Origin of the sequence: Spirosoma oryzae (genome assembly GCF_003002825.1) — a bacterium.
Lineage (GTDB): Bacteria > Bacteroidota > Bacteroidia > Cytophagales > Spirosomataceae > Spirosoma > Spirosoma oryzae.
On sequence record NZ_PVTE01000013.1, the window covers coordinates 37,278 to 49,398 of the forward strand.

The 12,121-nt window shown below is 54.1% G+C and carries 8 protein-coding genes; 6 read left to right on the forward strand and 2 right to left on the reverse strand.

Annotated elements, in window-relative coordinates:
• Positions 1 to 50 precede the first annotated feature (50 nt).
• Entirely contained in the window at positions 51 to 1,391 is a 1,341-nt protein-coding gene (locus CLV58_RS15850) for an ammonium transporter (protein ID WP_106138811.1), read from the forward strand.
• 316 nt (positions 1,392 to 1,707) lie between these two features.
• Here the strand turns inward: CLV58_RS15850 and accC are convergent, their stop codons facing one another.
• Positions 1,708 to 3,198 carry an acetyl-CoA carboxylase biotin carboxylase subunit gene (accC, locus tag CLV58_RS15855; protein WP_106138812.1) on the reverse strand — a complete coding sequence of 497 codons (1,491 nt, stop codon included), beginning with the start codon at positions 3,196 to 3,198 and terminating at the stop codon, positions 1,708 to 1,710.
• Between the two features lie 294 nt (positions 3,199 to 3,492).
• Between accC and CLV58_RS15860 the strand changes: the two genes are divergently transcribed.
• Together CLV58_RS15860 and CLV58_RS15865 are read left to right on the forward strand one after the other, a co-directional pair.
• Positions 3,493 to 4,797, forward strand: coding sequence for an aminotransferase class I/II-fold pyridoxal phosphate-dependent enzyme (locus CLV58_RS15860; protein ID WP_106138813.1), 1,305 nt, complete (start codon positions 3,493 to 3,495; stop codon positions 4,795 to 4,797).
• 140 nt (positions 4,798 to 4,937) lie between these two features.
• Entirely contained in the window at positions 4,938 to 5,123 is a 186-nt protein-coding gene (locus CLV58_RS15865) for a histone H1 (RefSeq protein WP_106138814.1), read from the forward strand.
• A gap of 77 nt (positions 5,124 to 5,200) precedes the next feature.
• Here the strand turns inward: CLV58_RS15865 and CLV58_RS15870 are convergent, their stop codons facing one another.
• Positions 5,201 to 5,641, reverse strand: coding sequence for a MaoC family dehydratase (locus CLV58_RS15870; RefSeq protein WP_281257922.1), 441 nt, complete (start codon positions 5,639 to 5,641; stop codon positions 5,201 to 5,203).
• Between the two features lie 203 nt (positions 5,642 to 5,844).
• Between CLV58_RS15870 and CLV58_RS15875 the strand changes: the two genes are divergently transcribed.
• Genes CLV58_RS15875 through CLV58_RS15885 form a run of 3 tightly spaced genes read left to right on the forward strand, consistent with a single transcriptional unit; the run spans position 5,845 to position 12,027 of the window.
• Complete coding sequence (locus tag CLV58_RS15875; protein WP_106138815.1) at positions 5,845 to 7,068, forward strand: acyltransferase family protein; 1,224 nt, start codon at positions 5,845 to 5,847, stop codon at positions 7,066 to 7,068.
• 39 nt (positions 7,069 to 7,107) lie between these two features.
• Complete coding sequence (locus CLV58_RS15880; RefSeq protein ID WP_106138816.1) at positions 7,108 to 8,319, forward strand: class I SAM-dependent rRNA methyltransferase; 1,212 nt, start codon at positions 7,108 to 7,110, stop codon at positions 8,317 to 8,319.
• A gap of 48 nt (positions 8,320 to 8,367) precedes the next feature.
• Positions 8,368 to 12,027, forward strand: coding sequence for a zinc-dependent metalloprotease (locus tag CLV58_RS15885; protein ID WP_106138817.1), 3,660 nt, complete (start codon positions 8,368 to 8,370; stop codon positions 12,025 to 12,027).
• Positions 12,028 to 12,121: the final 94 nt, after the last annotated feature.

Below are 12,121 nucleotides of genomic sequence, written 5' to 3' on the forward strand. Positions count from 1 at the left end.
TTACTTAACCTTAAACCGATTTTTAGTACAACAAAAACCAATTAATTCGTATGCAAAAGCCCAATTACATTCCTCTGATTCTGCTGGGAATTGTCGCCGTGCTCGGCATCATTCCTGGTTTCAACGGTGTGCCAACCCAAATCGTAACGGAAGGTATCAACTCCGGCGACACGGCCTGGATGCTGGTGGCAACAGCACTGGTTTTGCTGATGACCCCCGGTCTGGCGTATTTCTACGGCGGGATGGTAAACAACAAAAACGTGATCTCGACGATGCTGCAAAGCTTTATCGCGATGGGCGTAATCAGTGTTTTGTGGGTCGTGGTTGGTTACAGCCTGGCCTTCGGTACGAGTATCGGTGGCTTTGTCGGTAATCCGATGGATCACTTCATGTTTAAAGGGGTACTCGACGGTAAGCCCTGGTCACTGGCTCCCACGATCCCGCTGGTTGTATTTGCCTTCTTCCAATTGAAGTTCGCCGTTATCACCCCGGCGCTGGTAACGGGTTCGATGGCAGAGCGTATCAACTTCCGTTCGTACGTACTGTTCATGATCTTGTTCAGCCTGCTCGTATACGCTCCGCTGGCGCACATGACCTGGCATCCAGAAGGTATTCTGTTCAAGCTGGGTGTGCTTGATTTCGCGGGCGGTACGGTCGTCCACATGTCGGCTGGCTGGGCTGCACTGGCTGGTGCGCTGTATCTGAAGCGCCGGAAGTCGCACCTCGAATCGAGCTACTTCCCACCCGCAAACATTCCATTCGTACTGCTTGGCACGGGCCTGCTGTGGTTTGGCTGGTTTGGTTTCAACGCTGGTTCGGCGGTATCGGCATCGGCCCTGGCTGCTTCGGCATTCGCTACCACGAACACGGCTGCGGCTGCGGCTGGTCTGGGCTGGGTACTGTTTGATGCGGCTAAAGGCAAGAAAGTATCGGCGCTGGGCTTCTGTATTGGTGCTGTCGTAGGGCTGGTTGCTATTACACCGGCGGCTGGTTTCGTTACGATTCCCACGGCAATCTTCATCGGTACGGTAGCATCGATCGTGTCGAACTACATTGCTCACCTGCGTACGAAATCGACGCTGGACGATACGCTGGACGTGTTTCCCTGCCACGGTGTTGGCGGTATGGTTGGTATGGTTATGACCGGCATCTTCGCAAGCCGCGCCGTAAACTCGGCCGTTGCTGAAGGCAGCGAAGGCCTGGCCTTCGGTCAGACCGACCTGTTCATCAACCACATGATTGCGCTGGTTGGCGTATCGGCCTTTGCCTTTATCATGTCGTTCGTTCTGCTGAAAGTTACGGATCTGATCCTGCCCCTGCGCGTATCGGAAGAAGACGAGCAGTCGGGTCTGGATGTCAGCCAGCACGACGAGTTCCTGATTGAAGCTTAAATCGGTTTACAGTATTCGGTTTACAGTTTACTGACAGCGACCCGCAAACCGAATACGGAATACCGTGAATTGACATAACGACAGACCCACAGGTACTCTGTCTGGCCGAATCGACCGGCAGCTTTACTGTGGTTTTGTTGTACTCATGGAGCCGCTCCCACTTGGGAGCGGTTTCCTATTTTATACAGGTCCCGACAAGGCGGTTTCCGACAACATCTTTGCGTCGAACCGTCAGGTTAATTGTAATTGTTTAGCCGCTGACGCAGCCCGACATCGGACCGCCGAAGCGGCAAGGGTGCTGTCGGAGACACCGTAACTACAGCCGGTTCTTCTTCCAGTTGCTTCGCTGAACGGTGACAGGCTGACTCGCGCTACTAGCGGGTTTGTCGTTGGTCAGGAGCCAGGCCGACAGAACGGCGGCTAGTTGTGCTTCGTCAGAGTTGGTGGGGGGCGTTAGCTTGTCGGGTGTGAAATACTTGCTGACGAAGCCCGTATCGAACTGACCGGAGCGAAAAGCTTCGTGTTCCATCACAAACCGGCCAAACGATAGTGTCGTCTGCACCCCCGCGATCTGGTATTCGTCGATGGCCCGGATCATTTTCTCGATGGCTTCCTCGCGGGAGTCGCCGTACGTGACAAGCTTGGCGATCATCGGGTCGTAATAGATCGGAATAGCCATGCCTTGTTCAAACCCATCATCGACCCGAACCCCGTTTCCCTGCGGACGAACGTAAGTATCGAGCGTACCCACGTCGGGCAGGAAATTATTGGCTGGGTCTTCGGCGTACACCCGCAGTTCGAGCGCATGCCCGTTGATGCGTAGTTCATCCTGCCGAAGAGTGAGGGGCTTTCCTTCGGCAATCCAGATCATCTGCTTCACCAGATCGACACCCGTAATCAGCTCCGTGACGGGGTGTTCGACCTGAAGCCGGGTGTTCATCTCCAGAAAATAAAAATCGAGGTTGTCGTTGACGATGAACTCGACCGTACCCGCCCCGTAGTAACCACAGGCGCGGGCAACGTCGACGGCAGCCCGACCCATCGCATCGCGGATTTCCGGCGTCAGGATGGCCGATGGCGCTTCTTCAACGACTTTCTGGTGACGGCGTTGTACCGAACATTCGCGTTCGAACAGGTGGATGATGTTGCCATGCTGATCACCCAGCACCTGAATCTCGACGTGGTGGGGTGAGGTGACGTATTTCTCGATAAAGACCGATCCATCGCCGAACGCCGACTGGGCTTCGCTTACCGCCCGGTCCATCTGCTCATCGAATTCGGCTTCGTTTTCGACCACACGCATGCCTTTCCCACCGCCCCCGGCCGACGCCTTAATCAATACGGGGTAACCGATGCGGGCCGAAATGACTTTCGCTTCAGTACGGTCGGTGATGGCGGAGGGCGTACCGGGCACCATTGGAATATTGTAGTCGGCAACGGCCGCTTTAGCCGCCAGTTTGCTACCCATAATCTCGATGGCTTCCGGCGAGGGGCCAACGAAGATCAGTCCGGCATCGCGCACCTGACTGGCGAAGCTGGCGTTTTCCGACAGAAAGCCGTAGCCGGGGTGGATGGCGTCGACATTCAGTTGCTTGCAGACGTCGATGATTACGTCGGCCCGCAGGTAGGATTCAGATGATGGGGCCGGGCCTACGCAGACCGCTTCGTCGGCGTAGCGAACGTGCAGCGCCTGACGGTCGGCTTCGGAATAGATAGCAACGGTACGAATACCCATCTCGCGGGCCGTACGCATGATCCGGAGCGCAATTTCGCCCCGGTTGGCAACGAGTAATTTCTTGATAGTCATTGATGGAAGGGGAGGAAAGAAGAAAGAGACAAGACAAAAAAGCAGGAAAAAATTGGTTACGGCACAAGGATAAAGCAGCACAAGGCCGATCAATCAGCAACTAGATTCAGGTATACCGTCTTGCTTCTTATGTCTTTCCTCTTTTTTCTGTCAAAGCACCAATATGCCTATTTTATGGCAAAAGGACTGTAGAATTGAATTTTACCCCGCAGTTTTGGCCTACCGAAACTAACGTGTATTTTTGCACTCACTTCGATGAAAACAGGGGTTTAGCCCCTATAACCATAGAAAAAAGTGGATTTATTTGAGAAACTACGCAACAACCTGGGCCCGATCGGTTCTCCCGCCCGTGACTTCAATGGACACCACTATTTTGCCTTTCCCAAGCTGGAAGGTGAATTAGGTCCGCACATGCGCTTTCAGGGGAAAGACGTACTCAACTGGAGCCTGAACAATTACCTGGGTCTGGGTAACCACCCTGACATCCGCAAAGCGGATGCTGATGCTGCCGCTGAGTGGGGACTGGCCTATCCGATGGGTGCTCGTATGATGTCGGGTAACTCAGATCTACACGAGCAATTCGAGAAAGAACTGGCCCAGTTTGTCGGCAAAGAAGATTCGTTTCTGCTGAACTACGGGTATCAGGGCGTTATGTCGGCCATCGAAGCGATTGTCGATCACCGCGACGTAATCGTGTATGATGCTGAATGTCATGCCTGCCTGATCGACGGAATCCGGCTGCACAAGGCCAAAATGGGTGAATACTACAAATTCAACCACAACGACATGGCCAGCCTGGAGAAGAACCTGCAGCGGGCTACCAAACTGGCCAACGAAAAAGGCGGTGCCATTCTGGTCATTACCGAAGGCGTATTCGGTATGTCGGGTAAAGTGGGTAGCCTAGACGAGATCGTTGCCCTGAAAGAAAAGTACGACTTCAAACTCCTGGTCGACGACGCACACGGCTTCGGCACGATGGGCCCAACGGGGGCGGGTGTCGGCGAAATGCTCGGTTGCCAGGATGGTATCGATCTGTACTTCTCGACCTTCGCAAAGTCGATGGCGGCTATCGGTGCGTTTATCGCCGGTGACCACGACATCATCATGTACCTGAAATACAACATGCGGTCGCAGACGTATGCGAAAGCCCTGCCCATGCCGTATGTAGTGGGCGGACTGAAGCGGCTGGAGATGATCCGCAACTCGTCGGAGTTCCGCGATAAGCTGTGGACGAATGTGCGGGCGCTGCAAAGCGGTCTGCGTGAGCGTGGCTTCAACATTGGCGACACGACCTCGCCCGTAACGCCGGTACTGCTGCAAAACATTCAGGGCGGTATCCCGGAGATCACCGGTATCATCCGCGACCTGCGCGAAAACCTCGGTATCTTCTGTTCGATCGTGGTTTATCCCGTAGTACCGAAGGAAATCGTCATGCTGCGTATCATCCCAACGGCGGCTCACACCCTCGACGACGTACAGCGCACACTGGAAGCGTTCTCGCAGGTAGCCGAAAAAATTAAAGATGGTACATACCGGGGAAAAGGGCCGGTTGTTAGCCCTAAAGAACTGGAAGTTTCGGCCGAATCAGCCGCTGAATAGGGTTTTTAGTTCAAAATTGTATTTTTCGACTAAAATTTTGTCGCGTCTATTGCGCTGTATGGGAGAATGACTAAATTTCCGCCAAAACCGCATTTTTAGCGGAATTTGGGCTTTTTTCACTTAACCCCATCCAACGCGCTATGTCACGTTTCGACGAAGTAAAAAATTTGGTAATGTCGCTCGAAGGCGATTTTGAGAAGTTCTACGACAAGAAAAATCAGGCCGCTGGAACCCGTGTTCGCAAAGGAATGCAGGATCTGAAAACACTGGCTCAAACGATTCGCGCAGAAGTTCAGGATACCAAAAACAGCGCCGACAAAGAATAGTTGTCAGCCTTTTTGTAACGAAGGCCCCCATTGACCGTTGTGTCGATGGGGGCCTTCGTTTTATACAGCCGTGCGTATCAGATCTTTTCGCGGTGCATCAGCGTCGCAACACCGCGCGTCGCGACCTTTCCCGTCTGGGCGTCGCGTAGCTCCCCCATAATCTCGGCGGTGTGCTTGTCGGGGTTGGTGCTTTTCACCGTGAACACGGCCTCGTAATCAGTATCGACAAACATGGGTCGCAGAAATTCCAGCGTCTGGCCCAGATAAACCGACCCGTAGCCCGGAAACTCAGTGCCCAGCACTTTCGTGAAAATACTGGCTCCAAGCATGCCGTGGATGATCGGGCGTTTGAAGGGCGTTTGCGCGGCAAAATCAGCGTCGAGATGGAGCGGGTTGTTGTCGCCGGTAACGCGGGCAAAATCGATTACGTCGGCCTGCGAAAAGCGGAAGGGGTAGCGGTAAACGGCATTCAGGGCAAAATCGGGAAGCATAATCGGTATATAGTTTTCGGTTTTCAGTTTACGGTCCAAAACAGCACCGCGACCGTTTTAGGGATTTTCGATCCGGTTACGGTCAATTTCAGGGCACAGTTTACGGCGAAAGATTGGTCACTGCAACTCTCGGTCGTAAGTGAATCCGTACGGAATGATGGCTGTATACCGGAAGCGGAAAATCGTAAACCGTAAACTTTATACCCGCATAGCGTAGCTTTGCGTCGTTTATGGGACATCTCTTTGGTTTATCGGCGGGCAAACGCGTGTTTGGGCTGGACGTCATGCGGGCACTGGCGATCCTGATTGTCGTTGACGCTCACTCGACGGTGGCACTCAAGGAATATTACGACGGCGCGTTCTGGCATCACCTGCTGCCTGATGGGGTCGAGTTGTTTTTCGTGCTGAGTGGCTTCCTGATTGGCGGGATACTGATTCGCACATACGAGAAAAACGGTCGTTTCGACGGGGGGCTGTTGCTCAATTTCTGGACGCGCCGGTGGTTCCGTACCCTACCCAACTACTACCTCGTGCTGACAGGACTGATCGCACTGGCCGTGGGACGAGCCTGGCGCAGCGGCCTGCATCATTCGCTACCGGCCAAAGGTGAATTGATTAAGTACTACCTGTTTCTGCAAAACTTTGCCCGCTACGTTCCCGACTTCTTTCCCGAAACCTGGAGTCTGGCCATCGAAGAATGGTCGTACATTACCCTGCCGCTGATTTTGTGGGTGTTGCATGTACTAACGGCTGCCCGGTGGCCCCGGCAGCGAATCGTATTGAGCGCCATTTTACTGATCATTGTTGGTACCAATGTCGGCCGGCTCGTCGCGGCCGTGCTGACGCCCATTTCGGAGGGGGAGCTAGGCTTTCGGGGCATCGTCGTTACCCGGCTCGATGCTATCTCCTACGGGGTGCTGGCGGCTTACGTCAAGCACTACTTTCCCGCGTTCTGGACCAACGACCGCACCCGCAGTCGGCTGGCTATTGTCGGTCTGGCGCTGATCGTGCTCACGTCGTTTACGGCCTCGATTGTTATTCTGAAGTACTACGTGCAGGCTGGCATTTATCCGGCCTACGTATTCTATAAGCGAACGTTCTATTTCCCCGTCATCGGCCTGAGCATGGCGCTGGTTGTGCCGTACATGGATGGCTGGCGGACAGCGACGGGTTTGTGGGCGCGCTTCGGTATCGCCCGCCTGATTACGCATATCAGCCTGATTTCGTACTCGATGTACCTGCTCAACCTGACGCCCATTATGCTGACCCTGCTGGAACGATTTCCAACGACGTCGGCAGCCGTGGGCTGGACGAAAGTCGGCGTGTTCTGGGGACTGACGATGGTCCTGTCGACACTGTTGTTTGCTTACTTCGAAAAACCCGTGACGGAACTCCGCGAGCGGCTGTCGAAGAAAGAACCGACGCTGCTGACCAACGAACCCGTTGACCGGTAAGCCTGCAATCCGCGCTGACTACCGTATCTTTGCGGCTGCATGAGTTATTCAAGAATCTATTTACAGGCCGGGCGCGATGAAGCCGTCCGGCGGTTTCACCCCTGGGTCTTTTCGCGGGCGATCGGGCGGATGGAAGGCGAACTGGCCGACGGCGACATCGTCGAGGTGTATGATCGAAAAGGGGAGTACCTCGCCACCGGGCATTACCACGACGGTAGCATTGCCGTGCGGCTGTTTTCGTTTGCCGCCACTGCTGGTGGCCCTGTCACACCGGATGTTGCGTACTGGACGGAGAAACTGACGCGAATCCGGGCGCTCCGGCAGGCAATTCTCTCGGACAGTAAAGGCGTTACCAATTGCTACCGACTCGTTCACGGCGAAGGCGACGGCTGTACGGGACTGATCATCGATATGTATAATGGCGTGGCGGTTGTGCAGGCGCACTCGATCGGGATGCACCGCGAACGCATGCTCATTACCGATGCGCTACGTGCTGTGTTCGGCGACGACTTGCAGGCCGTGTACGACAAAAGCGCCGAGACGTTGCCCGATCAGTACGGCGCGACCGTGCAGAACGGCTATTTGTTTGGCCGTACGCCCGTGCCGCATCCCGTACAGGAAAACGGCCATACCTTTCTGGTCGACTGGATTACGGGACAGAAAACGGGTTTTTTCCTCGATCAGCGCGACAACCGATCGTTGCTGGCGCAATACGCGCCCGGCAAAAAAGTGCTGAATGCCTTCTGTTATTCGGGGGGCTTCTCGGTCTACGCACTCAACGCAGGGGCCGAACAGGTACACTCGGTCGACGTGTCGAAAAAAGCCATCGACCTGACGAATCAGAACGTCGACGCTAACCTGGGCGATGGTGTCGACGGGGCGCAGCACGAAGCGTACGCTGATGATGTCATGCATTACCTCAAGGCGCACGATCATCAGTATGACGTCGTCGTGCTCGATCCACCGGCTTACGCGAAAAGCCTGTCGGCGCGACACCGGGCAGTGCAGGGCTACAAACGACTCAACGCCGAAGGGCTGCGCCGGGTAGCGAAGGGGGGGATTCTGTTCACCTTTTCCTGCTCGCAGGTTGTCGACCGGGAGTTGTTTTACAATACCATTGTGGCGGCTGCCATCGAAGCCGGGCGGCAGGTGCGGGTATTGCATCACCTGAGTCAGCCCGCCGACCACCCCGTCAGCTTGTTTCACCCCGAAGGCAGTTACCTCAAGGGGCTTGTCCTGTGGGTAGAGTAATCCGGCACACGCTTACCTATATTCGTATGGTGATTTTTACATGACAGTATGCGCTTTCATTTTCTACCCGTTTTCTTCGTATTAGTTTTTCTGGTGTCTATTTCGGGACTGGCGCAGCCGAAGTTTGTATGTGGCACGAGCGACCATAACCTGCCGGACAGCGTTCTGCGGTTGATGAGCTTGCCGCCTGAAACGCTAATGAAAGCGCGGGCGGGAGTGGGTAGTCAATACGTTTGCCGATTAGCTCTTGAGATCGATTCCGACACTTATCTGACGTATGAGAAAGACACGAACCGGCTCAAAGAAGCACTCCTGAAACAGATAGCTTCGGTATCTGCTGTTTACGAGCGGGAGATAAATACTCGCCTTGTGGTTGTGCTAATCAATATCAATAAAGACCCTGCTAAAGACCCCTATGCTGGCGAAAATAACATATACATCTTGTCTAATCGCTTCAATGATGTCTGGTCGAAATCAGTTAACGCGGTACCGTACGACAAACGTCTATATGTATATACAAAGAGCTTGACGGGCGGAGCTGTTGGTCTGGGAGGAGGTAAGCAGGCTATTGCCTACCTGGGTAAGTTTATTATTGCACACGAACTCGGGCACACGTTCGACTCACCGCATACTCATAGCTGCAACTGGGCAGGCGGGCCGCTTGATTTCTGTGTCAATAGCGAGGGCGACTGCTACAAAGAGTCACTCGATCAGACCGCAGGTACTATCATGGGTTATTGCGGAACGCTCGATACGTTCCACCCCCGCTGCCAGGCGATAATGCTGAACCACGCCGATAAGAACCTGCCCAAGCGCACTCGTCCTGACAGCCCGCCCATTCTTCCTGCCACTATCACACTGGCGGGAAGTCCATTTCTGATGTGGGCGGCTGCGCCGATGGCTGATAATTATACCGTGGAGTTGGCGACTGACCCTTCGTTCGGAGAGATTGCTCTGCGCGATACCGTTGATATCAATGGTGTCCGGCTTGATCGTCTGGTGACTGAGCGGTCCTACTACCTGCGCATTCGGGCATTGAGTCTGCTAGGGAACAGTGACTGGTCAGCCACGAGTCGCCTGCAATTTGATCCGCTAAATCCGGTTGGTCCCCGGCTCATATCGCCCGCACAGGATACCCGGTTCTTTGACGATGCACAGCCGCCCATTCGACTATCGTTGGAGCCAGTTGCGGGAGCCACCGGTTATGAGGTCGAACTGACAACGCCGACGGATGTCAATTTCACCAGTCCGTTCAGTCGGCAAATGGTAAGCACTCCCTTTCTTGACGTCACTGGCGTGCAGGGGAACAATCTGATTTTCTGGCGGGTGCGGGCCAGTACCCGCCGGGGAAAAACGGCCTGGTCGACAACGGGCCGGTTTCTGGTCAGGCAGGCACTCGCGCTTAACCTGCCTGGTCCGGTGAACGGCGTATTACCCACTCGTTTTCCTATAAATTGCTCTGCTCAGACGGCCGGGTCAACGATCCGACTAACCCTGTCTAAACAGGCATCCTTTGGTTCGGTAGTCTGGACAAGGGAATACAAGGGTAATTATTACCAGTATGTGAGTATGCTGGACAGTCTGAGTCCGGCGAGTACCTACTATCTGAAGCTGGAAGAGATTCTCAATGGTCCTCACCCGGCCAGTTCTAGTACAACCGGTATGATCAATCAGGTTGTACAGTCGTTCCGAACGGCTGCCGCATCGTTGTCGGATCGATGGTCATTCATCAACGGACATACCGTAAAAGGCTATCCGACAGGGGGATACACCAACGGTGCTATGTTCAGCGACAAGGGTGCCTGGGTGCGACATTCCGCCAGTCTACTGCGTATCGATGCCGATAGCCTGCTGGCATACCAATACGAGCGCGCGCTTACCGGCGGTCAGCTGGGCAACGTAATTTCGGGGGTATCAACTGATCGGGACGGAAATGTGCTGGTAACGAACAGTATATCGACGGGCGGAAATGCGGCAAATCCCACCGATCAGCTCGTCGTGCTCGACGGTCGGTACGGTCGGATACTGACCCGATTTCCCATCATCAGTGATCGATCCGTTCGGTACCAAAACCCTAACCGTCAGATTATCATCAGCAACAGAATTATTTACGAACTGAAGAATGGGAAAGTCACTGCACTGATGAACGTTCCGACGAATGCCTCGGTCGAGGAAGTTGTTCTTCAGTCGAACTACTGCTGGATCAGAACTACGAATTATACTAGCTCCCGTAACGAACTGATTCGGATTGCACTGGATACCAGAGTGGTGAGCGTATTCTCTCAAGAGAATACGCCGTTGCTGACTCAGTATCTCAATGAGCTGGCGGTCGATCAGACCGGCCAACTCTGGATAAGACAGAGCAGTACGAACTATCCGCTCATTCAGTTCGACGGAGCGAACTGGACGGGGCTTACAGCAGCCAGCTTGCCGTTCTATACTGCGTCCAGCCTGACTACCGACCGGGCGGGTGTCGTTCACGTGCTGAGTAACAACAATGTCATTTATAGGTACGCCAGTGCGACGTGGCAGAAGGTAGTGGATCTTAATCCGAGTTTTAATATGGTGACTGTATTGGGCCGGATGCAGATAGATAACCAAGGTAAATTCTGGTTTACCAGTCGGTTTGGGCTGATGTGCTACGATCCTTGTCTAGCGATGACTACACCGAGAATTTCTACCAGCCTGCCGGTAGTCAATTACGGTGAATCGATTGTATTACAGGCTGATGGCTGCGTCAGTGCTAACTGGTCGTGGACCGATAGTCAGGGGAATTCTGCCGAGCGGCTTGTCGCGGGAACCAATCAGCTTACCGCCGTTCCCCAATATAATACAACATATCGGGTCAGGTGCCAGAATGAGGGGTGTGCAAGCAAAGCGAGCAGCCCGGTGGAGGTGGCTGTCCGGCCTGTTCTTATGCTGAAAGGGTTGCAAAAACGAACCTTTTGCCCGCGTGAAGCGGTGTTGGCTACGTACAGTCTGCGGGGGGCGGCAACGGATGCTTTCCGATTGACGATCAAAAACGATGAACAACGGCTGACGCTCATGCCAGACAACCGCGATTCGACGCTCACTGCGTACCTGCCCGAATCTGTTACGGCCGGTGTGTACTGGGTGAGCCTGGAAAGCGTTCAGCCGGTGATAAAAGCCATCGATTCGGTTCGTATTACGGTTCACGCACTGCCTGTCGCCCGGCTAAGTAGTGATAAAGCTGCCGTTGTACCGGGTGATAGTATACAGATTTCGGTTGCTTTGACTGGAGCCGCTCCCTGGCAATTTAATCGGTGGGACAGACAGATGACGCGTACGTCAGAGACGCCCTATGTGACAACCATCAAAGCCATACGTGATAGTACGTATCGACTGACGGTGAGCGGGCTTAGTGATGCAAACTGCACCGGAGGAATCGTTTCCAACGTGCTGACCATAAGTTCATTGATACTTGCTACTGAGTCGCCTGCACCGGATGGCCTGTCGGTATACCCTAACCCGGCGACGGGGCAATTGACCATCGAAGGCGACGCAGTGACAGGCATTCGGTTGCTACGGCTCATCGATGGGCAAGGACGTGAAGTAAATCGGCAGCAACCCGCCAGTCAGTCAAAACGGGAGATATGGGACGTAAGCACACTACCTACCGGACTATACATACTGCAAATCAGTCTGAGTAACGGTCAGCAGTCACTGTGGAAGATTAACAAGCAATAAGCTTGGCGGCAAACGCGGCCCTCACGCTATATCCTTGTTCCTTTCTCCCCTTTGCGCTAATTTTGACGCATAGGCTGATTCATTTGTCAAACCC